The following is a 22,247-nucleotide window of genomic DNA, read 5'->3' on the forward strand; positions in this document are numbered from 1 at the left end:
CCGGGGGCGGGACGGGGCCTGCGGTCGGGGCCGCCCCCGCCACGTCCGCGACCGCGAGGTCCGCGACCGCCACCCCGCGGTGCTCCGCCAGCACCTCGGCGTAGTGCCGCAGCAGCAGGTCCCCGACCGCCTCCCAGGTACGCGCCGTCACCTCCGCCCGCCCGGCGCGCCCGTACGCCGCCCGCAGCTCCGCGTCCCCGGCCAGCGCGGTCACCGCCCTGGCCACCGCCGTGCCGTCGCGGGGCGGGACGAGCAGGCCGGTGCGGTGGTGCGCCACCAGGTCGAGCGGTCCGCCGGCGGCCGGGCCGATCACCGGGACCCCGCTGGCCATCGCCTCCTGGATGGTCTGGCAGAAGGTCTCCAGCGGCCCGGTGTGCACGAACACGTCCAGGGTCGCGAAACATCGGGCCAGTTCCTCGCTGGTGCGCCGGCCGAGGAAGACCGCGCCCGGCATGGCGGCCTTCAGCCCGGGCGCGGAGGGCCCGTCACCGATGACCACCACCCGGACGCCGGGCAGGGTCGCGGTCTCGGCCAGCAGGTCGACCCGCTTCTCCGGCGCGAGCCGCCCGACGTACCCGACCAGCACCTCGCCGCCGGGGGCGAGCGCCCGGTGCAGCGCCTCGTCGCGGTGGCGGGGGTGGAAGCGGGCCGAGTCCACGCCGCGCGGCCACAGCTGGACCCGGGAGACCCCGTGCGCGGTGAGGTCCTGGGCGGCGGGGGTGGACGGCGCGAGGGTCCGGGCGGCGAGGCCGTGGACGGTGCGGATCCGGTGCCAGGCGGCGGCCTCGCCGAGCCCGCGCCCGGCCCGGTAGGCGTGCGCGTACCCGGCGAGGTCGGTCTGGTAGACGGCGACGACCGGCAGGCCGAGCCGGGCGGCGACCTGCGCACCGCGCGCGCCGAGCACGAACGGGCTGGCCAGATGGACCAGGTCGGGCCGGTGGCCCTGGATCGCGGCGGCCAACTGGCGGCTCGGCAGCGCGATCCTGACCTGCGGGTAGCCGGGCAGCGGCACGGAGGGCACCCGCACCACCGGCAGCTCGTCCGGCACGCCGCCGGCGCCGAAGGTGTGCGAGGGGCTCTGCGCGCCGCGCGCGGGCGCCGGGGTGACGACGAGCGGCTGGTGTCCCCGGCGGAGCAGGTGCTCGGCGGTGCGCAGCACGCTGTGGGCGACGCCGTTGACCTCGGGGGGAAAGGACTCGGTGACGATGACGACACGCATGCCAGTGTTCTGTCCGGGTCCGGCGTGCAGGCGGCCAAAGGGATCTGTCGTACAAACGAACGCGGGTCGGCGAATTGTGCCACCGACCCGCGTCCCGCCCTCCTGGGGGCATCAGCGAGACGTCACCGAGACGTCAACGAGCCGCTCAGGCCACTCCTGCGGCCGCCTCCTTCAGCTCCGCGTAGGGCGCGAGCTTGCGGATCGACTCGATGCTCTTGAGGCAGTCGTCCCGGTTCTCCTGCGGGTCGCCGGTCACCACGACCGTCCCGTTGCTCGCCTTGAGTCGGAACCGGTGCATGCCGCTGTCGTCGGTGTACAGCTCGAACTTGCCGGCCATGGAGTGTTCGCCTTTCCTTCGGTGGCCCCCTCGCAACGCAACGTAGGAGCAATCACCCGGCCCTGCCCGTCAGATGACGCGTTCGGGTGCCGTGCGCCGCGGCCCCGCCGCTCCCGGGCCCGCGTCACGAGTGGCGGGCCCGGGAGCGGGCGCGGCAGCCTGGAGTCAGGGGAACGGTCCCGGCAACCGAGGAGCGGTGATGGCGGACACCGAGACGGAGGTCCTGGTCGTGGGCGCCGGACCGGTCGGGTTGACGGCCGCCGCCGAACTGCGCCGCCGCGGCGTCGGCTGCCGGATCGTCGACCGGCTGGACCGGCCCCAGCCGTACGCCAAGGCCGTCGGCATCCAGCCCCGCACCCTGGAGGTGTGGGAGGCGATGGGGCTGGTCGGCCGGGTCCTCGACGAGGCCGTGCCGCTGCTCGGCCAGCTCACCTTCGTCGACGGCGAGCCCGGCCCGCGGCTGGAGCTGGACCTGCCCGCCGAGGTGCCCTACCGGTTCGCCGCGCTCCCGCAGGACACCACCGAGCGGCTGCTCACCGAGCACCTGGCCGGCTTCGGGACGCGGGTCGAGCGGGGCACCGAGCTGCTCGGCCTCGACCAGGGCGACGACCACGTCCGGGCCGAACTGGCGACCCCGGACGGTCGGGCCGTGCTGCGCGCGCGGTACGTGCTGGGCTGCGACGGCGCGCACAGCCGGGTGCGCCGCGCGATCGGCGTCGACTTCGCGGGCGACGCGTTCCCGGAGCGGTACATGCTCGGGGACGTCGAGGTCGACTGGGACCTGCCCGGGGGCTACGGCGTGCGGTGCCTGCGCCGCAGCGGTGACGGCGCGCCCGACGACGTGCTCGTCTGCATCCCGCTGCCGGGGCACCGCCGCTACCGGATGTCGATGCTGGTCCCGTCCGGGCCGGAGGACGCGGCGGACGGCGCGGTGGACGGCGCGGCCGCCGGGGAGGTCACCCACGGTCTGGCGGGCGGACGGGGGCCCGGACTGGCGGACATCCAGGCGGTGCTCGACCGGCTCTCGCCCCGGCCCGTCACGGCGGGGGCGCTGCGCTGGTCCTCGGTCTTCCGGATCAGCCACCGGCTGGCCGACCGGTACCGGGTCGGGCGGGTGTTCCTGGCCGGCGACGCCGCGCACATCCACCCGCCCACCGGGGCCCAGGGCATGAACACCGGCGTGCAGGACGCCTACAACCTGGCCTGGAAGCTCGCGCTCGCGCTGCGCGGGGCCGCCGCCGAGGGGCTGCTCGACAGCTACCACGCCGAGCGCCACCCGGTCGGGGCGGAGGTGGTCGGCCGGACCGTGCGGCACGCCCGGGGCGAGGCGGACGCCGACGATCTCACCACGGTGCTGCTGCGCCAGGCCCAGCTGCTGGTGAACTACCGGGGCGGACCGCTCGGTGACGAGGACGATGCGACCGATGCGGCCGACGCGACCGGCACCGGACCGCGGGCCGGGGACCGCGCGCCCGACTGCACCGGGCTGGCACGGCCGCTCACCGCCTTCCCCCAGCGGCTGTTCGACCTGCTGCGGGCCCGTCCGCACCACACGCTGCTGCTGTACGCGGGCGCCGGGGCCGACGGTGCGGCGCGGGCGGAGCGCCTGCACACGCTCGCCGACGCGGCCCGCGCGGCGGCGCACGGCCTGCTGGACGTCCATGTGGTGCTGGCCGGGGACGCCCCGGCGCCGCCGGAGGGGCTGCTGCTGCCGTACGCGCGGGACGCCGCCGGCTCATTCCGTACTGCCTATGCACCGGCCGACGGCGAGGCGTTCCTCGTCCGCCCGGACGGCTACCTGGCCACCCGGCTGCCCGACCCGACCCCCGTCGACCTGACCGCCCACCTGCGCCGCACCTTCCGGTAGCCGGTGGCCCACGGCTGCCGCGCCGCAGGCCGGACGCCCTCACCGGGTGTTGTCGGAGGTGCGGGCTAGGGTGGAAGACCCGTCCCGTGGAGAGGTTCCGCCCACCGATGTACGCCCTGCACGCGCTCTGGCGAGCCGACGGCCGGCTCGCCGTCTGGGCGGAGGACGCGGCGGTCCACCGGGGCGATGCGTACGAGCCCGGCGACCGGGCCGACCGGGGTGGGACGGCGCACCCGTTCGCCTGCCCGGCCGGGGAGGTGGCGCGGCTGCTGGGGACGGTCGGGCCGGGGCTCGGGTGGCTGGCCGACCAGGCCGTCGAGCGGTGGACCGGCTTGCTGCTGCCCAGCCTCGGCGGGCGGCCCGTGCCGTCGCCGGACCTGCCGGTCGGGGCCGCCTCGCGCGGGGTGGGGCTGAGCCCGTGGCGGGTGCCCGCGCTGCTCTTCGACCGCTCGCAGGCCGCCCAGCTGCTCGGCGCGCTGCACGACCCGCACTGGCCGGGCGCCACCGTCCAGCTGCCGGACGGCACACCGGCCGAGCTGGCGTACGGCGCCTCGGTGCGCTGGCTGGCCGCCGTGCACGACCTGGCGTGGCGGCTGGTCGGGCGGGGGCGGCTGCTGCCGGTGCCGGTCGAGGAGGCGGGGGAGTGGTACGCCCGCTGGCGGCCCGCGCCGGACGCGCCGGCCCGCCGGGAGTCGGCCGCGCTGGTCGCGGGCTGTCCGCCGGTGTGCCGGGCCGAGCACCCGGCGGCGGCCTCCGCCGACGGCCCGCCCGGCACGTCCGCGCCGCCGACCGCCGCCGCGTTGTTCACCGGGGTGCTGGACGCCCTGGTAGACCAGGAGGCCCGGGTCGCCCTGGCCGATCTCGACCCGCCCGCCGAGCCGTTCCTCGCCGCCCTGCACTCGCCCGACGGGCGGCTCGGCCAGACGCCGCCCGCCGGACTGCCCGAACGGCTCGCGGCCTGGCAGACGGCCCGCCCGGCGGACGGGCCGCTGCGGCTCGACTTCCGTCTCACCGAGCCGCTCGGCCACGACGCAGACCCGGACGTCGCCAACCACCCGGACGTCGCCGACCACCCGGACGTCGCCGACCCGGACGCCGCCGCCGACTCCTGGCGGCTGGACCTGCTGGTCCGCGCCGTCGACCGCCCGTCCCTGGTGGTCCCGGCCGCCGCGCTGCGTCCCGGCGCCGGCGACCCGGCCCGGGAGGCCCTGGCCGACGCCGTCCCCGCCGGGGCCGGCGATCCGGTCGAGGCCTTCCACGAGGAGCTGGCCCGCGCCGTCCGGGTCGCCCCGGAGCTGCGCGCCCTGCTCACCGGTACCTTCCCCACCGAGGCCCGGCTCGGCCGGGCCGGCGCCCTGCGCTTCCTGCGCGAGGACGCGCCCGCGCTCACCGCCGCCGGCTTCGGCGTGCTGCTGCCCGCGTGGTGGCAGCGCCGACCCCGGCTCGGTCTGGTCCTGACGGCGGGCGCGCCCGCCGACGGCCCGGCCGCCGTGCGGCGCCTCGCACAGGTCGACCGGGACGCCGTGCTGGCCTTCGAGTGGCGGCTCGCCCTGGGCGACGTCACCCTGACCGAGCGGGAGTTGGCCGATCTCGCCGCCGCCCAGCAGGGGCTGGTCCGGCTGCGGGGCCGCTGGGTCGAGGTCGATCTGGACCAACTCGCCGTCGCGGTGAGGTTCCTGGCCGAGCACGGCACCGGCACCATGGCGCCGGTCGAGCTGCTGCGGCTGGCCGTGGACGACGGCGCGGTGGTGGACGGGCTGCCGGTCACCGAGGTGCGGGCGGCCGGGCCGATCGGCGACCTGCTGGCCGGCCGGCCGGGCCCGGCGGACCGGGTCCCGGAGCTGCCCGAGGGCTTCACCGGAACCCTCCGCCCGTACCAGCGGCGCGGGTTGGCCTGGCTGGACGCGCTCGGCCGGCTCGGCCTCGGCGCCGTGCTGGCCGACGACATGGGCCTCGGCAAGACGGTGCAGACCCTGGCCCTGCTCGCCCTGGAGCGGGAACGCGGGGCCCGCGGCCCGGTGCTGCTGGTCTGTCCGATGTCGTTGGTCGGCAACTGGCGCCGGGAGGCCGCCGCCTTCGCGCCCGGGCTGCGGGTGCACGTCCACCACGGCCCCGACCGCACCGCGCCCGCCCCGGTCGCGCCCGGCGCCGGCCTCGGCCTCGACAGCTCCGCCGACCTCCCGGACCTGGTCATCACCACGTACGGGGTGGTCCAGCGGGACGCCGCCGAGCTGCGCCGGATCCACTGGCGGCGGATCGTCGCCGACGAGGCGCAGCACATCAAGAACCGTTCGGCCCGGCAGTCCAGGGCACTGCGCTCGCTGCGCTCCGGCCCGCGGATCGCGCTCACCGGCACCCCGGTGGAGAACCGGCTGGCCGATCTGCACGCCGTCCTGGACTTCGCCAACCCGGGGCTGTTCGGCAGCCCGGAGTCGTTCCGGGAGCGGTTCGCCAACCCGGTCGAGCAGACCGGCAGCGTGGACGCGGCGGCCCTGCTGCGGCGGGTCACCGGCCCGTTCCTGCTGCGCCGCCGCAAGAGCGATCCGCAGATCGTCCAGGACCTGCCCGCCAAGCAGGAGTTCACCGTCAGCTGCTCGCTGACCGCCGAGCAGGCCGGGCTCTACCGGGCGGTGGTGACCGATCTGCTGGAGCGGCTGGGCGGGCTGCGCGGCGTCGAGCGCAAGGGCGCGGTGCTGGCGGCGATCGGCCGGCTCAAGCAGGTGTGCAACCACCCGGCCCAGCTGCTGCACGACGGCACGGCGGTGGCGGGCCGTTCGGGCAAGGTGGAGCGGCTGGTGGAGCTGCTGACGGAGGCGCTGGCCGAGGGGGACCGGGCGCTGGTGTTCACCCAGTACGCCGAGTTCGGTGCGATGCTCCGGCCGTATCTGCGGCGGAAGTTGGGCGAGGAGGTGCTCTATCTGCACGGCGGCGTGCCGCGCGGGCGACGGGACGCCATGGTCGAGCGCTTCCAGTCGCCGGACGGGCCGCGGGTGTTCCTGCTGTCGCTCCGGGCGGGCGGCACCGGGCTCAATCTGACGGCCGCCAACCAGGTGGTGCACCTGGACCGTTGGTGGAACCCGGCGGTCGAGGACCAGGCCACCGACCGCGCGCACCGGATCGGGCAGCGCCGTGACGTGCAGGTGCGGCGGCTGGTCTGCGCGGGCACGGTCGAGGAGCGGATCGACGAACTCCTCACCGCCAAGCGGACGTTGGCCGAGGCGGCGCTCGGCGCCGACGAGCAGTGGCTGGCCGAACTCCCGGCCGAGCGGCTGCGGGAGCTGCTCACCCTGTCCGCCGACACGATCGGAGTGTGAGCCCGTGACCTCTTCGGAACGCCCTTCGGAGCGCCGCCCGGACCGCCACCCCGAACGCGGTGCCGACCGCCGTCCGGAGCACCGCGCCGACCGGCCGCTCGCCGAGCTGCTCGACGTCTACTGGCGCGGCCGGGTGCCGGCCCCGGTCGACTCCGAGCAGGACGGAACACCCACCGCCCTGGACGAGTTGGGCCCCTCCGGCATCACGGTGCGCGGCCGCCCGCTGGAGGCCGGACTGGCCGCCGCCTACCGGCGGTTCACCGGGGCCGGCTGACCCCGGTGGACCGCCGCGCGCCCGTGGCTCAGCCCGCCGTGACCGGGTAGTGGTCCGACAGGTCGTTGTAGGTGTAGCTGGTGCCCCAGCTGCTCACCGTCCAGGGTGCGCTGTGGAAGCGGACCACCGAGTTGGTGTAGGCGGCCGGGCGCGCGTGGTCGGCGCGGTAGAGGACGTAGTCGAGGTCCTCCTTCGGCTCGCCGGGGTAGCGGTAGGCCGCGATCGAATTGTCCGCGGTGTCGAAGGAGTTGACCCAGCCGTCGCGGGTGGTGGCCGGTGCCACGCCCGCGTTGGCCAGCAGCGACGGGTACTCGCTGCCGTGCGAGTCGATGTTGAGGTCACCGGCGAGCACGATCGGCTCGGCGGCCGGGATGTTCTTGGCGTCGACGAACGCCTTCATCGCCTTGAGCTGGGCGGCCCGGACGGTGGCGGGCTGGCCGGCCGAGCAGCCCGAGTCGGTGGACTGGAGGTGGGTGCCGATCACGTGGGTGCGCACGCCGTTGACGTTCAGCACGGCGTAGATGAAGCCCTTGTTGGACCACCAGTCCGCCCCGCAGGCGTCCTTGAAGATGTACTGCTCCTTGCGGAGGACGGGCCACCTGCTGAGCAGGGTGACCCCGCCGTCCTCGGGCGTGGTGGAGCTGTAGCTGCCGGAGGTGGCGTCCCAGCCGCTGGTCGAGCGGCCGACCACGGGGGTGTGGTACGGGTACTGCGCCGAGGCCTGGGCCACCAGGGCGTCGGAGGCGGCGTTGTCGAAGGCCTCCTGGAGCACCACGACGTCCTGGCCCTGGAAGACGTCGGTGGCCGGGATGGCCTTGGCCCGGTAGTCCTGGCCCCAGTTGGGGTAGAGACTCTTGCTCATCAGGAAGATGTTGTACGTCAGCACCTTGAGCGCCGGGACCGTCGGCAGCGCGGCGGCCTGCGCGGTAGCGGCCTGGGCGGTAGCGGCCCGGTCGGTGCCCTCTGCGGGGGCGGCGAGGGCGCTCGGCGCGGCGGCGAGCGGGGCGAGCAGGGCGGCGGCAGCGGTGCACACCGCGGCGAGGCGCGCGCCGGGGCGGCGCGTGGAGGGAGTTGGCATGTGCGCAGTGAAGCGAGATCCGGCCACGCTCGTCCAGACAGTGAACGATAACCATATGAACTCATTGGTAACTTAAAGCTGTCTGGCCAACTCCTTCTCGGACGGAGGAACTTGTCCGGACAACGCGCTCGGCCACCACATGTGCCGGTCCAGGTCGACGGTCAGCGCGGTCACCAGGACGGAGCGCACCACCAGGGTGTCCAGCAGCACGCCGAGGGCCACCGCGAAGCCGATCTCGGCGAAGCCCACCACCGGCAGGGTGCCCAGCACGGCGAAGGTGCTGGCCAGGATCAGGCCGGCCGAGGTGATCACGCCGCCGGTCGCGGCCAGTCCGGCCACCGCGCCCCGCCGGGTGCCCAGCTGGGTGGCCTCCTCGCGCACCCGGGTCATCAGGAAGATGTTGTAGTCGATGCCCAGGGCCACCAGGAACACGAAGACGAACAGCGGGAAGGAGTTGTCCTGTCCCTCGAAATGGAAGACGTGCTCGAAGAAGAACGCGCTGATGCCGAGCGCGGCGGCGTAGGAGAGCACGACGGTGGCGATCAGCACCAGCGGCGCGGTGACCGCGCGCAGCAGCAGGGCCAGGATCACCAGCACCACGCCCAGCACCAGCGGGATGATGGTCCGGTTGTCGGAGGTCGCGGCCCGGCCGGCGTCCAGGATCACCGCCGTCGAACCGCCCACCTGGGCGTCGGCGTTCGGCACCGCGTGCACGGCGGTCCGCAGCCGGTCCACGGTGTCCTTGGCGGCCTGGCTGTCCGGCGGGTCGGTGAGGGTCGCCCGGAACAGCGCCCGCCCCTCGTGGAACGTCGGCTCCGTGGTGCTCGCGATCCCGGGAGTCGCGCGGGTCGCCTCGCGGACCGCGCCGCTCTCGGCGGCCGCGGAGACGACGGTCAGCGGCGCGCCGGTGCCGGCCGGGAAATGCGCCTCCAGGGCCTGCTGGCCGACCACCGAGTCCGGCGTCCCGGTGAAGCTGCCGGCGGTGCTGAGCCCGGTGGCGTTCAGCGAGACCAGTCCGACGCAGCAGGCCGCCAGGGCGAGCGCGGTACCGATCCACACCTTGCGCGGCCGCTGCGCGATCCACTCCCCGACGTGCGCCCAGCGTCCGGAGCGGGTCGGTTCCGGTGTGCCGAAGGCGGGCTTCACCGGCCAGAACACCCAGCGCCCGAGGATCACCAGCAGCGCGGGCAGCAGGGTCAGCATCGCGGCCAGCGCCACCAGGACGCCGATCGCGCAGACCGGGCCGAGGCCGCTGGTCGAGTTCATCTCCGCGACCAGCAGGCAGAGCATCGAGGCGACCACGGTCGCGGAGGAGGCGAGGATCGCCGGACCGGCCCGGTGCAGGGCGAAGGCCATCGCCTCGTGCCGGTCCTCGTGCCGGCGCAGCTCCTCCCGGTAGCGGGCGGTCAGCAGCAGGGCGTAGTCCGTCCCCGCGCCGAGCACCAGCACGATGAGGATGCCGGCGCTCTGCGCGTTGACGGTCAGTCCGGCGTGGTCGGCCAGCAGGTAGATCACCGCCTGGGCGACCACCAGCGCCCCGGCCGCGGAGAACAGCGGCAGCATCCACAGCACCGGGCTGCGGTAGGTGAGCAGCAGCAGGACGATCACCACCGCGACGGTGGCGGCGAGCAGGGTGGAGTCGATCCCGGCGAAGGCCTCGGCCTGGTCGGCGCCGACCCCGGCCGGGCCGGTGACATGGGTGGTCATGCCGAGGCTGTTGTCGGCGGCGGTGGCGCGCAGGCTGTCCACCGCCGGGCGGAGGTCCTGCCAGCCGCCGGTGCCGATGTCCACCGACACGATGGTCTGCAGCGCCTGGCCGTCGGCGGACTCCACCGGCCCGGTCACCGGGCCGACCACGTGCGGGGCGGAGGCGAAGGCCAGAGCGTCCTTGGCCGCCTCGACCTTGTCGGCGGGCGTGATGCCGCCGTCCCGGACGTAGACCACCACCGCCTGGGCGGTGTCCACCGGCTGGAAGGCGCGCTGCTCGTCGAGCACCTGGGTGGACTCGGCGTTGCCGGGCAGCCAGCTGGACGCCTGGTTGTCCTCGACGTCGGTGAGCTTCCCGGCCAGCGGGCCCGCCGCCACCAGCAGGACCAGCCACAGGGCCAGCACCACCCACTTGCTGCGGTGTCCGCACGGCAGCTCGGCCAGTCTCCGGGTCGGGCTCATCGGGGGACCACCGTTCTCGGGGCTGCGGCGGCGCGGGTCGGCACCACGTGTCGGCATCGTCCGCTCCAGCCTGGCACCGGCCCCCGGACCCGGCAGCCCGAGCGGCACCGGCGGGCCGCCGACCGTGTGTCATCCGGTGTCCGGGCGCGGGCCGAGCCCGGTCCTAGCCCGATCCCGGCCCGGGACCGGTGGGTCGGGTGGGGCGGGTGCGCGCGGGCGGTGCGAGGGTGGTCCCGGCGTGCCGTGGTTCTTCCGTCGTTCATACCGCGCTCGCCTCCCGGCGTCGCTGTGTTGGCGGGCCACCGGGACGGTGGTGGCGCCCTGTCAGCCCTTCCCTCCCTTCCCCCCAGGACGGACATCGTGACCGCATCGCGCGCACCGCGTCGGCGCCGCAGCCTCGCCCTCCTCCTCGCCACCGCCCTCGGCCCCGTGCTGGCCACCGGCGTGCTCGGGGCGTCCCCGGCCACGGCCGCGCCGGCCGACGACATCCGGATCAACGAGGTGGTGACCACCGGATCCGTCAACGACTCGATCGAGCTCGTCAACAAGGGCACCGCCGCCGTCGACATCTCGGGCTGGGTCCTCAAGGACGACAACAACAGCTCCAGCTACAAGGTCGCCGCCGGCACCACCCTCGCCGCCGGCGCGTTCAAGGCCTTCGACGTCCACAACGCCTTCGGCCTCGGCTCCGCGGACAAGGCCCGGCTGTACCTGCCGAACGGCAGCACCCTGGTCGACAGCTTCACCTGGAGCACCCACTCCGCGCCGTCCTGGTCGCGCTGTCCCGACGGCACCGGCGCCTTCGCCCAGGCCCAGCTCACCCTGGGCGCGGCCAACAGCTGCGGCTCCGGCGGCGGCACCCCGGTGGCCTGGCCCGGCAGCAGCAGCGTCGCCACCGCCGACGCCTCGAACGTCTTCGGGACCGACCTCAGCGGCCTCTACCAGGACGGCGGCGTGCTGTGGGGCGCGCAGAACTCCGGCAAGCTCTGGCGCCTGCTCCCCGACGGCTCCGGCGGCTGGACCCCCGACACGGCCTCCGGCTGGAGCTCCGGCAAGACGCTGCGCTTCCCGGGCGGCACCGGCAGCCCCGACAGTGAGGGCGTGACCGTCACCTCCGCCGGGGCGGCGGGCGGCGTCTTCGTCTCCAGCGAGCGCAACGGCGACGCGTCCGGCACCAGCCGGCTGTCCGTCCTGCGCTACGACGTGAGCGGCACCGGCAGCACGCTGACCGCCGCCAAGGAGTGGAACCTCACCGCGAGCCTGCCCTCGGTCGGCTCCAACCTCGGCCTGGAGGGCATCACCTGGGTCCCGGACGGCGCGCTGACCGCCGCCGGCTTCAAGGACGAGTCGACCGGCGCGGCCTACGACCCGGCCGGGTACGCCGCCCACACCGGCGGGGTGTTCTTCGTCGGGGTCGAGGGCACCGGCGCCGTGCACGGCTTCGTCCTCCAGGACAGCGGCAGTTTCACCAAGGTCGCCTCGATCAGCACCGGCCTGGCCGGGGTGATGGAGGTCCAGTGGGAGCCGCAGACCTCGCGCCTGTGGGTGGTATGCGACGACACCTGCAACGGCCAGCACCGCACCCTGAAGGTCAACGCCTCCGGTGCCTTCGCCACCACCGCCGTCTTCAACCGCCCGACCGGGATGTCCAACCTCAACAACGAGGGCTTCGCGATCGCCGGTGCCGCCGAGTGCGTCGGCGGCAGCAAGCCCGTCTACTGGTCCGACGACAGCAACACCGGGGGCCACGCCCTCCGCAGGGGCACCATCACCTGCTGATCCCCGCCCTGCCGCGCGCGGCGGCCCCGAGCCACCGGCTCGGGGCCGCCGCCGTTGCGGGAGGCGCGGGGGGCGGGAGGCGCGGGCGTTGCGGGCCGTCACACCACCTGCGGGGCGGCCGCGCGGGAGCGGAGCCGCTTCAGGGCGGTGATGTCGAGGCTGTGGCCGGCGCCCTCGCCGCCGTGCTTGCGGTCCGGGGTCTCCACGATCAGGGGGACGCCGGCCGTGGCCGGGTGCTCGAAGAGCTCGCGGAACGGTTCGGCGCCGATCAGGCCGGCGCCGATGTTGGCGTGCCGGTCCTTGCGGGCGCCGACCGCGTCCTCGGAGTCGTTGGCGTGGATCAGCCGCAGCCGGCCCGGTCCGGCGGCCTCGACCAACGCGTCCAGGGTCGCCCGGACACCGCCCGGCGCCGCCAGGTCGTGGCCGGCCGCGAAGGCGTGGCAGGTGTCCAGGCAGACCCCGACCTTCGGGTGGCCGTCCAGTGCCTCCACGTACCCGGCGAGGTCCTCCATCCGCGCGCAGAGCGAGCTGCCCTGGCCGGCCGTGGGTTCCAGCAGCAGCCACGGCGCGTCCTCGCCGAGCGCGTCGAGCTCGTCCAGCAGCCGCCGCACGTCCTCGCGGACCTGGGCCATCGCCTCGGCCCGCCGGGAGCCGCCGCCCGGGGCGGAGCCGACCGCCGACCCGGTGTGCAGCACCACACCGAGCGCGCCGATCGCGTGCCCGCGCCGCAGCGAGTGGCGCAGCGAGTCGGCCGAGCGCTCCCTGGTCACCGGGTTGTCCGAGCCGAAGTTGATGAGGTACGGCGCGTGCACGTACGCGGGGACCGCCCGTTCCGCGCAGGACTCGCGGAACTCCGCGTCCTGCGCCGGGTTGCCGGTCGGCGTCGCCCAGCCGCGCGGATTCGCGACGAACACCTGCACCGTCTCGGCGCCCACCCGCCCGGCGTACGCGAGGCCGGTGCCGGCCAGACCGCGGCCGGCCACCGGCACATGGGCGCCGATCGGGTTGCGGACCGCCGGGTCGGGGAGGTCGGCGGTCGTGGCGGCTACGGGGGCGGCGGGGGTGGTGACTGCGGCGGTGCTGGTGCTCATGGCTCCGAGCATGGCACGCGGACGGCGGTCCGCCGTCGGCCGGGCCGGTGCCCGGGCCGTGCCCCGACCGGCCGACGCCCCGTCAGCCCGGCAGCCCAACCCTGGTGGCGGGGCCTCCCGCCCGCCCCTAGCGTCGGTTCGGCCGACACCCACCGGCCGTCACCCTCCGACCACCCCGCGTCATCGTGCCGACGTCCCCGCGAGCGCGCCCCCGCGTCGGCGCGTCAGAAAGCAGGTCACCACTCATGCCCACGCGACGGGTCCACCACCTCGCCGCGGCCACCGCCGCCGCCACCACCGCCCTGACCACCGTGCTGACCGCCGTCGGCGCCGCGCCCGCCCGCGCCGCCGGCGAACTGCACCTGGTCCGGCCCGGCGAATCGATTCAGCAGGCCGTCGACGCGGCACTGCCCGGCGACACCGTGCAGTTGCTCCCCGGCGAGTACCGGGGCAGCGTCCGGATCACCACGCCCGGCCTGACCCTGCGCGGCGCGGGCCGGGACAGCGTGCTGCTTCCGGCCGACGCGTCCCTCCCCGTGCCCGCCGCCGCCGGCGCCGCCCTCTGCGCGACCGCCGGCCACGGCCTCTGCGTGGCCGGCACCGACGAGCGTCCGCTCGCCGGCGTCACCGTCGAGGCGCTCGCCGTCACCGGCTTCCGCAAGAACGGCATCAGCGCCACCGGCACCACCGGGCTGACCGTGCGCGCCACCTACGTGCACGACAACGGCCAGCAGGGCATCAGCCAGGAGAAGTCGACCCGGGGCGTGATCACCGCCAACGAGTCCACCCGCAACGGCCAGTCCGGTGTCTTCCTCGCCAATTCCGTGGACAGCGAGGGCGGCGCCCTCTCCGCGGACGGCACCCTGGTCAGCGCCAACCTGCTGACCGACAACCGGGTCGGCGTCACCGTCCGGCGGCTGCGCGACCTGAGCGTCGAGCGGAACCGGATCCACGGCAACTGCGGCGGGGTGTTCGTCGTCGGCGACGAGGGCGTGCCCCGGGCCGGCGCACTCACCGTGACCCGCAACCAGGTCGTCGCCAACAACCGCTACTGCCCGCCGAACCCCCGGCTCGACCACATCCAGGGCGCCGGGATCGTGCTCACCGGGGCCGAGGAGACCTCGGTGACGGAGAACGAGGTCCGCGACAACGTCGGCGCCTCGCCGTTCTCCGGCGGCATCGTGCTCGTCCACAGCGTGGTCGGGGTGGCCAACGCCCGCAACACCGTCGCCGACAACCTCGTGCTCGGCAACGGGCCGGCCGACCTCGCCGACCGCGACACCGGCACCGACAACTCCTTCGCCCGCAACCAGTGCGCGGTCTCCGAGCCGGTCGGCCACTGCTGACCGGCCACTGCTGACCGGCTCCCGGCCCGCGCCCCCAGGGCGCGCCCCCACCTCCACCGACCCCCGCAGAAAGCAGAGACCCGGCCCCATGACCACCGCACCCGCCACCACCCCGCAGGCAGCCATGCGCCTGCGGGAGCTCGTCTTCGGCGCCGCCTGCGCCGCCGCCGTCCGCGCGGCCGCCCGGCTCGGCGTCGCCGACGCGCTCGGCGACACCCCCACCCCCGTCACCGACCTCGCCGCCGAGCTCGGCACCGAGCCCCGCCAGTTGCGCCGCCTGCTGCGCGCCCTCACCTGCTACGGCATCTTCGAGGAGCTCGACGGCGACCGCTTCACCCACACCGACATGTCCCGGCTGCTGCGCGAGGACGCGCCGAACAGCCTCCGCTACATCTCCCTGTGGTGCACCGAGCCGTGGACCTGGGAGGCCTGGCCGAAGCTGGACGAGGCGGTGCGCTCCGGCCGCAATGTCTTCCCCGAGCTGTTCGGCAAGGAGTTCTTCGACTACCTGCACAGCGACGGGGGTGAGTCCGCCAAGGTCTTCGACCGGGCGATGACCACCTCCAGCCGGCAGTCCGCCGCCGACTTCGCGGCCTACCTGGACCTCACCGGGATCGACGCGGTGGTCGACATCGGCGGCGGCCAGGGCCATGTGCTCGCCAGCCTGCTGGAGAAGCACCCGGCGCTGCACGGCACCCTGCTGGACCTGCCCAAGGTGGTCGCGGGCGCCGACGCCCGGCTGCGCGAGGGCGGCGCGTTCGCCGACCGGGCCCGGCTGGTCCCCGGTGACTGCCGGGAGGCGATCCCGGTCGTCGCGGACCTCTACATCATCAAGAACATCCTGGAGTGGGACGACGCGAGCACCCGCCGGACGCTGGCGAACGTGGTCGCGGCGGCCCGCCCGGGCGCCCGGGTCGTGGTGGTCGAGAACCTCGTCGACGACAGCCCCTCGATGCGCTTCACCACCGCCATGGACCTCATGCTGATGCTCAACGTCGGCGGCGCCAAGCACTCCGAGGCGAGCATGGTCCGGCTGATGACCGAGGCCGGGCTGGAGGTCCGGGAGGTGCGCCCGGTCAACCCGTACCTGCACGCCTTCGAGGCCGTGGTGCGCGGCTGACCCGGTCCGCCGGAACGACGCGGCCGCCGGTCCCCTTCCGAGGGGGGACCGGCGGCCGCGTCGTGCGTGTGTGTGCGTGTGTCGCGGAGCGGGGTTCAGGCCTTGCGGCTGGACTCCAGGTGCGCGAAGACCACCACGTTGTCCAGGTAGTCGCGGCGCTTCTTGTCGTAGGTGCCGCCGCAGGTGATCAGCCGGAGCTGGGCGTCGGGCGTCTTCCCGTAGACCTTCTGGTCGGGGAAGGCGTCCTTGGCGAAGGTCTCGACGGCGTCCACCGAGAACACCGCGACCGTGCCGTCCGCCCGCCGGACCTCCACCTTGTTGCCCGGCAGCATCAGGCTGAGCAGCAGGAACACCGCCGGGCCCTTGGTGGTGTCGACGTGTCCGGCGACCACCGCGGCGCCGCGCTCGCCGGGGGTGACGCCGTCGCGGTACCAGCCGACCAGGTTCTTGTCGTCCGGCGGCGGGGCGTTGAGCTGGCCGGCGGGGCTCAGGGTGAGCTCGGTGAAGGGGGCGTCCACGTTGAGCTGCGGGATCCGCAGCCTGGTCGGCTTGGAGCGCTTCAGCGGCGCCGCCGCCTTGACCGGCGCGGCGGGGGCCGGGCCGGCCGCCGCGGGTGCGGTGGAGGCCGGGGCGGCGGGGCCGGTGGCTGCCGGGGACCCCGGTGCCGGTCCCGGTGCGGCGGACGCGGCGGCGGCGGGGGGTGCGGCCCCGGCGGCCGCCGCGTCCTCCGCCGGGACGCTGTCCACCGAGTTGTAGATCAGCAGCAGACCGACCGCGGCCGCGCCCATCCCCGCGCGCAGCAGCCGGGACGTACCGGGGATCAGACCGGCCATCGTCGCTCGTACTCCTCTCAGCGGCCCGGGCTCGGGGTGCCGCGGGCCGGACACGGCGGAGCGCCGCCCCGCACGCCCCCGCCGTGACCGGCGCGCGGGGCGCGGGCCACGACGGGGAGGCGGCGGGAACGGCGCGCGGTCAGATGGCGGCGTCGGCGGTGCGGCGGCCGCGGCGCAGGGCGATCGCGCCCGCCCCGAGGCCGCCGAGCAGCAGGACCGCGCCGGAGGCGAGGCCGCCGCCGGAGAGCGCCAGCCCGCCGCCGCCGGTGTGCACGCCGCCGTGCGGGGTCTTCTCCTCGCCCTTGCTCTCGTAGCTCTTGCCCTCGGAGCCCTTGCTCTCCGAGCCCTTGCCCTCGGAGCCCTTGCTCTCCTCGGTGCTGGAGGAGCCCTGCTGCTTCTCCTCCCAGGTCTTCTGGCCGTCGGCGGTGGCGGCCTTGTCCTGCTTCTCCTGCCAGGTGAGGTTCTTGCCCTGGTCGGCGGCGCCGTCGGCGTAGGCGAGCGGGGCACCGACGGTGAGGACGGCGGCGACGGCTGCTCCGGCGAGCAGGGTGCGTGCAGAACGCATGATGATGATCCTTCCGGCGCGGTACCGCGATCGCCGACACATCATCGGGCGGGGGACTCGCGGAGTGGGCGCCTGATTCACCGTCAACCACCCTGGCGCCCGCTGCCACCGGAGGGCGGCAGCCCCGGCCCGGCGGGTGACCCCTTCGGGTGGAGTCCCGGGCGTGTTCACCCGAGTGCCCTGGGCGATCCGGGTGAGGTGCGTGTACGAGGGGCGGGAGTGGCGCCCGGGCGGGCGGGCAGACTCGGCGCATGGTCGAGATCTCGAAGGACGTCCGTGAGCGGATCGAGGCGGGGCACATCTGGTACGTCGGCACGGTCAATGCCGACGGCTCGCCGCATGTGAGCCCGATGTGGGTGGGGCTGGAGGGGGATCTGCTGCTGTTCAACACTTCCGTGGGGCGGGTCAAGGAGCGCAATCTGCGGCGGGACCCGCGGGTCTGCCTGTCGCTCGCCGACCCCCGGGACCCGTACGACCGGGTGCAGATCCGGGGGCGGGCGGTGCGGTTCGTGGAGGGCGAGGAGGCCGTCCGGAACATGGACCGGCTGGCGCACACGTACCTCGGTGTGGAGCGGTACGGCTGGGGCATCCCGGGGGAGCGGCGGGTGGTGGTGCTGGTCGAGCCGACGAGGATCAGCCGGGTGGTGGGGGTCGAGCCGCTGCCGCCGGGCGCCCCCGGGAGTGACCCGGCCGGCCTCGGCTGAGGGCCCCTCCGGCCCCGGCCGAGCGCCCCCGGCCCTCGCCCGCCCCGCCCGGAGCGGCCGTTCCCCGAGGTGGCGGCCCCGGGGAACCGGTCGGCCGGGGCCGCGTCTATCTTGAGGGGCCACGGACACGAGAGGGGCGCACATGGGCACGGCCGGTCGGAAGGTGGCCGCCGCGGCGGCGACGGGTGCGCTGCTGGCGGCATTGGCCGCCTGCGGTTCCGGGAGCTCGACGAGCACCGAGAACGCGGCGAAGGGCACGGCGGGCGCGTCGGCGAGCCCCGGGACGACGGCCGGCGCGGCCACCGGGGGCACCGGCGCGCCCTCGGCGGCGGCCGGATCCGGGACCGCCACGTCGTCGGGCGACGCGGCCGCCGGTGGTGCGGCGGCCGGCGGTACCCCGGCGGCCGGGGCCACCGGTCCGGGTGCGGCCACGCCCGGGGCGGCGACGGCGGGCGGCTCGTCCGCCGGTACGGCCGGTACGGCCGGGACCGGTTCCGGGACCGCCGGAACGACGACCGGGGCCACCGCCGGGGGCGCTTCGGGCGGTGGAGCCGGCGGAGCGGGTGGGGCCGGTGGGACCGGTGGGGCCGGACAGCCGGCCACCGGGCCGGACTCGGACACCGCCCTGCTCGACTCCGCGCTGGTCGCCCTGCTGCTGCCCGACCAGAAGGCGATGACCGGCTGGGAGGAGGAGAAGCGGCGCGTCGACACCGCCGACCACGCCACCACCTGCACGGCCGCCGCGCCCTGCAAGGGCAAGCCGCTGAGCGGTACCGCGAGGTTCGCCTCCGGCGAGGTGGTGGTGCGCTTCGGCGTCGACACCCTGCCCGGCCGGGCGCAGGCCCAGGACCGCTACAAGGAGGCGTACGGCGCCTACGCCGACGCCACCAAGTACAGCCCGGCCGACGTCGGCCTGCTGGGGACGGAGAGCCGCGCGTTCCAGGGCCAGCTCGCGGGCCGGGACGGCGTGGCGATCGTGCTGCGCGCCGGCACGGTGGTCGCCACCGTCACCACCGAGGGCGGTCCGGTGGACGTGGCGGGCACCCGGAGGCTGGCCGCGATGCTGGTCGCCCGGATCGAGCAGGCCCAGGCGGGCCGCACCCCGGACGCCGTCCTCGGCTCGGCCTGACGGCCGTCCCAGCAGGCCCCCGCAGGCCCCGCGGCCCCCGGACCGACCCCGGTCCGGGGGCCGCGTGCGTGTGCCGATATCACGGCCGCACCACTGCCAGGTGACGGAAAGTCAGCACTCCCCGGGTTCCGGCCAAGTTGAGGGCGGGCGTCCGCTGGCTGAAATCCATGGTCCGAATAGCGGACATCCGAGTGGACATCCCGAACGGGAAGACCGCTCGGCGCGACGCCGCTGGTCGTGCCCGCGGGTGCCCGTTCCGGCCCTTGCGGCCGGATAAGGAGCGGGTGAGGGAAGGCTGAGCGAGCGGCGGTATCCGGCCGATTCGGGCGGGGGCCGGAATCCGGCCAGCCGGTTGCCCGGTAGCGAATCGGTAACCGAGGGTCGTACTGATGAACGAAACGCCTCACCTGCCCAGTACCGGTCCGTCGGCCCGCCGCGACTTCCGCCTCCTGCTCTCGGGGGCCGTCGCGGCGCAGGCGGGAAGTCAGGTCACCCTGGTCGCACTGCCCCTGGTGGCAGTGGTGGAACTCGATGCCACGCCCTTCCAGGTCGGCCTGCTGACCGCCGCCGAGACCGCCGCCTTCCTCCTGGTCGGCCTGCCCGCCGGCGCCTGGCTGGACCGGATGCGCAAGCTTCCCGTCCTGGTCCGCGCCGACGTGCTGCGCTGCCTCGCCGTCGGCTCGATCCCGGTGGCCGCCGCGCTGGACGTGCTCGGCCTGCTCCAGCTCTACCTGGTGGCCCTGGTCACCGGGGTGGCGACGGTCTTCTTCGACGTCGCCCACCAGTCCTTCCTCCCGGTGCTGCTGCCGCGCGACCGCCTGGTGGCGGGCAACGGGGCGATCGAGACGGTCCGGTCCTCGGCGCAGATCGCCGGGCCCGGCCTGGGCGGCGGACTGGTCCAACTGCTCGGCGCCCCGCTGGCGATCGTCGCCGACGCGTTCGGCTTCCTCGTCTCGGCGGCCCTGCTCTCCCGGATCCGGGCCGAGGAGCGGCTGCCCGCGCCCGAGCCCGGGCGTTCGCTGCGGGCCGACGTCGCCGAGGGCCTGCGGTTCGTGCTGGGGCACCCGCTGCTGCGGGTGATCGCCGCCACCACCGCGGCGTCCAACCTGTTCAGCGCGGTGCTGATGGCCGTGCAGACCGTCTTCTGGGTGCGGGTGCTGGACCTCTCGCCGGCCGCGATCGGGGTGCTGCTCTCGGCCTCGGCGGTCGGCGGGCTCGCCGGTGCGCTGTGCGCGGGCCGGCTCGCCGCGCGGATCGGGCAGGCCCGGCTGATCTGGCTCGCCCCGCTGGTCACCGGCCCGTTCGCACTGCTCTGGCCGCTCGCGGACGGGGGCACGGGGGCGGTGCTGTTCGCGATCGGCGGGGTGGCGGTGCTGTTCGGCGCGGTGGTCTACAACGTCGCCCAGGTGAGCTTCCGGCAGAGCCTCTGCCCGCCCCGGCTGCTCGGCCGGATGAACGCGACCATGCGGTTCCTGGTCTGGGGCACCCTGCCGCTCGGCGCCCTGCTCGGCGGCGCCGTCGCCGAGCAGGCCGGTCCGCGCGCCGCGCTCTGGCTCTGCGCGGCGGGCTTCCTGGTCGTGCCGGTGCCGCTGCTGTTCTCGCCGCTGCGCGGGATGCGGGACCTGCCGTCCGCGCCACCGGAGGACGGGAGCGCGGACGCCGGCCCGACGGCGGACGACGACGACCCGACCGCGGGTGCCGCCCCGACGGCGGACGTGCCGCCCGCCGCGGACGGGGACCTGGCCGCCGACGGCGCCTCCGGGCGCGACGCCGCCGACGCCGGAAGGGCCCGCTGAACGCGCCGCCCGACCGGGCCCGGAACCACGCCGACCCACCGACGTCCCGAACCGAAAGCGGAGACCCTCCCGTGCACTCCAGCATCACGGCCGCCTACCTGACCCGCTACCGGTCCCTCGCCTCCGCCGCCGGGACCGGCCCCGACCCGGCGCCGCTGCTCCCGCTCACCGGCGCCCAGCGCCGCTTCCTGATCACCCGCCATCGCGACCGGCTGGCCCGGACGGACATCGTCCCGCTGTTCTTCGCCTTCCCCCGAGGCACCGTCGACCTGCCCCGGCTGCGCCGCGCCGCGCTGCGGCTGGCCCGCCGGCACCCGGCGCTGCGCGGCGAGTTCACGGTGCTGCGCGGTACGCCGGTGCTGCGGCTCGGCGAGCCCTCGGTCGAGGTGGCCCGGGTGCAGGTGGACCCGTCCGGCCCGGCCGCCGCCGGAGCCGCCGCCGCCGGAGCCGCCGCCGCCGGAGCCGCCGCCACCGGAGCCTCCGCCCCCGGACCAGCCGCCGACGCGGGGACCGCCGCCGGGCTGCCGGACGGTCCGGCCCGGGCGGCGCTGCTGCGGGCGCTGCTGGACTGGCCTACCGACGGACCGGCGCTGCGGCTGCTGCTGGCGGCCGGACCGCAGGACGAGGAGGAACTGCTCGCCGTGGCCTTGGACCACGCCGCCTGCGACGAGCAGTCGCTCGGCCTGGTCACCGAGGGGCTCGGCGCCGCCTATGCCGACCCCGACGGCGGCGAGGACGCCCCCGGCGCGGGGCAGGCCGAGGCCGTCGAGGAGTACCGGGCGGCGGTGGAGGGCCAGTTGGCCACCGAGGCGCGGGCCGCGGGCGAGGCCGCCCAGCAGCACTGGGCCGCCCGGCTCGGCGCCCTCGCCGATGCCCCGGAGAGCAGCGGTCCGGCCGGTGCCGCCCGGTCGACCGGTATGGCCGTGGACCGGCTGCCTGCGGTGACCGGCGCCGCCCGGAGCGGTGTCTTCCCGGCCCTGCTGGACGCCGTGGCCGCCGCGGCGCACCGGCTCGACGGCGGCGACCGGGTGCTCGCGCTGGGCTACCCGTGGGGCGGCCGTCCCGCAGACACCGCGCCGGTGCTCGGCTGTTTCCTCAACACCCTGGTCCACCCCGCGCCGCCCGGCCCGCCCCGCCCGCTCGACGCGCTCGGCGCCGACTGGTGGGACGACCTCGACCACGCGGACACCCCGTACGACGAGGTGGTGCGCGCGGCCCGTTCCGCCGGGGCGAGCTGGTCCGGCGCGCTCGACGGACTGCTCACCTTCGAGGACCTGCACCGCCGGCCCCCGCTGGTGCTGGGCGGGGCCGCCGGCCGCGAGGTCCATCTCGCGGGCCGTCCGCTCGCCGCGCCGATCGCGGTCTCCGCCTCGCACGGCGAGGACCTCCTGGTCCGGCTGGCCTGGGACCGCGAGCGCTACTCGGACGCCGCGGCGGAGGCGGCCTTCGCGACGCTGCTCGCGACCCTGCGCCACCACCTCGGCACCGGGGCCTGACCCGCCGGGTCGGCCCGCCGCCCCGAGCCTCCACCGCCCCGAGACCCCCGGACCGCTCCACTCGCCGGCCGCCACGCCGCCGGCCGGTCCGGCACGACCACCCCGACCCGTCCCGACCCCCCCCGACCCC

17 protein-coding genes are annotated in these 22,247 nt (G+C 75.9%); 10 read left to right on the forward strand and 7 right to left on the reverse strand.

The features are described 5' to 3' along the window. On the reverse strand, positions 1-1,219 hold a 1,219-nt coding region (locus tag ADK60_RS09290; RefSeq protein ID WP_107094559.1), incomplete at its 3' end, for a glycosyltransferase family 4 protein. Positions 1,220-1,364: 145 nt separating this feature from the next. Beyond that, positions 1,365-1,556 carry a YegP family protein gene (locus tag ADK60_RS09295; protein WP_045943738.1) on the reverse strand — a complete coding sequence of 64 codons (192 nt, stop codon included), beginning with the start codon at positions 1,554-1,556 and terminating at the stop codon, positions 1,365-1,367. 199 nt (positions 1,557-1,755) lie between these two features. Here ADK60_RS09295 and ADK60_RS09300 point away from each other — a divergent pair, with 199 nt between their 5' ends. From ADK60_RS09300 to ADK60_RS09310, 3 genes are all read left to right on the forward strand, one after another. After that, positions 1,756-3,423 (forward strand): FAD-dependent monooxygenase, encoded by a 1,668-nt coding sequence (locus ADK60_RS09300; protein WP_053644754.1) that lies wholly within the window; start codon positions 1,756-1,758, stop codon positions 3,421-3,423. 107 nt (positions 3,424-3,530) lie between these two features. Further along, positions 3,531-6,737, forward strand: a complete 3,207-nt coding sequence (locus ADK60_RS09305; protein ID WP_053644757.1) for a DEAD/DEAH box helicase — start codon at positions 3,531-3,533, stop codon at positions 6,735-6,737. 4 nt (positions 6,738-6,741) lie between these two features. After that, complete coding sequence (locus ADK60_RS09310; RefSeq protein ID WP_053644759.1) at positions 6,742-7,011, forward strand: hypothetical protein; 270 nt, start codon at positions 6,742-6,744, stop codon at positions 7,009-7,011. Between the two features lie 28 nt (positions 7,012-7,039). Here ADK60_RS09310 and sph read toward each other — a convergent pair whose 3' ends face one another. Both sph and ADK60_RS09320 read right to left on the reverse strand, forming a co-directional pair. Next, positions 7,040-8,089: a sphingomyelin phosphodiesterase gene (gene sph / locus ADK60_RS09315; RefSeq protein ID WP_053644761.1), complete on the reverse strand. Its 1,050-nt coding sequence runs from the start codon at positions 8,087-8,089 to the stop codon at positions 7,040-7,042. 72 nt (positions 8,090-8,161) lie between these two features. After that, positions 8,162-10,258 (reverse strand): MMPL family transporter, encoded by a 2,097-nt coding sequence (locus tag ADK60_RS09320; RefSeq protein WP_053644763.1) that lies wholly within the window; start codon positions 10,256-10,258, stop codon positions 8,162-8,164. Positions 10,259-10,618: 360 nt separating this feature from the next. Here ADK60_RS09320 and ADK60_RS09325 point away from each other — a divergent pair, with 360 nt between their 5' ends. Continuing rightward, on the forward strand, positions 10,619-12,037 hold the full coding sequence (locus tag ADK60_RS09325) for a lamin tail domain-containing protein (RefSeq protein ID WP_053644765.1): 1,419 nt from the start codon (positions 10,619-10,621) through the stop codon (positions 12,035-12,037). 98 nt (positions 12,038-12,135) lie between these two features. Here the strand turns inward: ADK60_RS09325 and ADK60_RS09330 are convergent, their stop codons facing one another. Continuing rightward, positions 12,136-13,128: a deoxyribonuclease IV gene (locus ADK60_RS09330; RefSeq protein WP_079008183.1), complete on the reverse strand. Its 993-nt coding sequence runs from the start codon at positions 13,126-13,128 to the stop codon at positions 12,136-12,138. Positions 13,129-13,373: 245 nt separating this feature from the next. Here ADK60_RS09330 and ADK60_RS09335 point away from each other — a divergent pair, with 245 nt between their 5' ends. Together ADK60_RS09335 and ADK60_RS09340 are read left to right on the forward strand one after the other, a co-directional pair. Next, positions 13,374-14,474 carry a right-handed parallel beta-helix repeat-containing protein gene (locus ADK60_RS09335; RefSeq protein ID WP_053644767.1) on the forward strand — a complete coding sequence of 367 codons (1,101 nt, stop codon included), beginning with the start codon at positions 13,374-13,376 and terminating at the stop codon, positions 14,472-14,474. Positions 14,475-14,562: 88 nt separating this feature from the next. Further along, positions 14,563-15,594, forward strand: a complete 1,032-nt coding sequence (locus ADK60_RS09340; protein WP_053644769.1) for a methyltransferase — start codon at positions 14,563-14,565, stop codon at positions 15,592-15,594. 95 nt (positions 15,595-15,689) lie between these two features. Here the strand turns inward: ADK60_RS09340 and ADK60_RS09345 are convergent, their stop codons facing one another. Together ADK60_RS09345 and ADK60_RS09350 are read right to left on the reverse strand one after the other, a co-directional pair. Further along, positions 15,690-16,427: a class F sortase gene (locus ADK60_RS09345; RefSeq protein WP_053644771.1), complete on the reverse strand. Its 738-nt coding sequence runs from the start codon at positions 16,425-16,427 to the stop codon at positions 15,690-15,692. 139 nt (positions 16,428-16,566) lie between these two features. Further along, the gene (locus ADK60_RS09350) at positions 16,567-16,992 is read right to left on the reverse strand and encodes a hypothetical protein (protein WP_053644773.1); all 426 of its coding nucleotides are present in this window, start codon (positions 16,990-16,992) and stop codon (positions 16,567-16,569) included. A gap of 251 nt (positions 16,993-17,243) precedes the next feature. Here ADK60_RS09350 and ADK60_RS09355 point away from each other — a divergent pair, with 251 nt between their 5' ends. The 4 genes from ADK60_RS09355 (at position 17,244) to ADK60_RS09370 (ending at position 22,117) form a co-directional block, all read left to right on the forward strand. Further along, the gene (locus ADK60_RS09355; protein ID WP_053644775.1) at positions 17,244-17,696 is read left to right on the forward strand and encodes a PPOX class F420-dependent oxidoreductase; all 453 of its coding nucleotides are present in this window, start codon (positions 17,244-17,246) and stop codon (positions 17,694-17,696) included. Positions 17,697-17,838: 142 nt separating this feature from the next. After that, entirely contained in the window at positions 17,839-18,825 is a 987-nt protein-coding gene (locus ADK60_RS09360; RefSeq protein WP_053644777.1) for a hypothetical protein, read from the forward strand. Between the two features lie 389 nt (positions 18,826-19,214). Continuing rightward, positions 19,215-20,621 (forward strand): MFS transporter, encoded by a 1,407-nt coding sequence (locus ADK60_RS09365; protein WP_079008184.1) that lies wholly within the window; start codon positions 19,215-19,217, stop codon positions 20,619-20,621. Between the two features lie 71 nt (positions 20,622-20,692). Further along, positions 20,693-22,117, forward strand: a complete 1,425-nt coding sequence (locus ADK60_RS09370; RefSeq protein ID WP_053644779.1) for a hypothetical protein — start codon at positions 20,693-20,695, stop codon at positions 22,115-22,117. The last annotated feature ends 130 nt before the right edge of the window (positions 22,118-22,247 follow it).

It is taken from the genome of Streptomyces sp. XY431 (assembly GCF_001279805.1).
Classification (GTDB): Bacteria; Actinomycetota; Actinomycetes; order Streptomycetales; family Streptomycetaceae; genus Kitasatospora; species Kitasatospora purpeofusca.

Excerpts from the sequence above, each read along its gene's own strand:
- ADK60_RS09305 (WP_053644757.1), top strand. The coding sequence starts at position 3,531 with ATGTACGCCCTGCACGCGCTCTGGCGAGCCGACGGCCGGCTCGCCGTC.
- ADK60_RS09360 (WP_053644777.1), top strand. The coding sequence starts at position 17,839 with ATGGGCACGGCCGGTCGGAAGGTGGCCGCCGCGGCGGCGACGGGTGCG.
- ADK60_RS09300 (WP_053644754.1), top strand. The coding sequence starts at position 1,756 with ATGGCGGACACCGAGACGGAGGTCCTGGTCGTGGGCGCCGGACCGGTC.
- ADK60_RS09355 (WP_053644775.1), top strand. The coding sequence starts at position 17,244 with ATGGTCGAGATCTCGAAGGACGTCCGTGAGCGGATCGAGGCGGGGCAC.
- ADK60_RS09345 (WP_053644771.1), bottom strand. The coding sequence starts at position 16,427 with ATGGCCGGTCTGATCCCCGGTACGTCCCGGCTGCTGCGCGCGGGGATG.
- ADK60_RS09335 (WP_053644767.1), top strand. The coding sequence starts at position 13,374 with ATGCCCACGCGACGGGTCCACCACCTCGCCGCGGCCACCGCCGCCGCC.
- ADK60_RS09365 (WP_079008184.1), top strand. The coding sequence starts at position 19,215 with ATGAACGAAACGCCTCACCTGCCCAGTACCGGTCCGTCGGCCCGCCGC.
- ADK60_RS09350 (WP_053644773.1), bottom strand. The coding sequence starts at position 16,992 with ATGCGTTCTGCACGCACCCTGCTCGCCGGAGCAGCCGTCGCCGCCGTC.
- ADK60_RS09295 (WP_045943738.1), bottom strand. The coding sequence starts at position 1,556 with ATGGCCGGCAAGTTCGAGCTGTACACCGACGACAGCGGCATGCACCGG.
- ADK60_RS09320 (WP_053644763.1), bottom strand. The coding sequence starts at position 10,258 with ATGAGCCCGACCCGGAGACTGGCCGAGCTGCCGTGCGGACACCGCAGC.
- sph (WP_053644761.1), bottom strand. The coding sequence starts at position 8,089 with ATGCCAACTCCCTCCACGCGCCGCCCCGGCGCGCGCCTCGCCGCGGTG.
- ADK60_RS09330 (WP_079008183.1), bottom strand. The coding sequence starts at position 13,128 with ATGAGCACCAGCACCGCCGCAGTCACCACCCCCGCCGCCCCCGTAGCC.
- ADK60_RS09340 (WP_053644769.1), top strand. The coding sequence starts at position 14,563 with ATGACCACCGCACCCGCCACCACCCCGCAGGCAGCCATGCGCCTGCGG.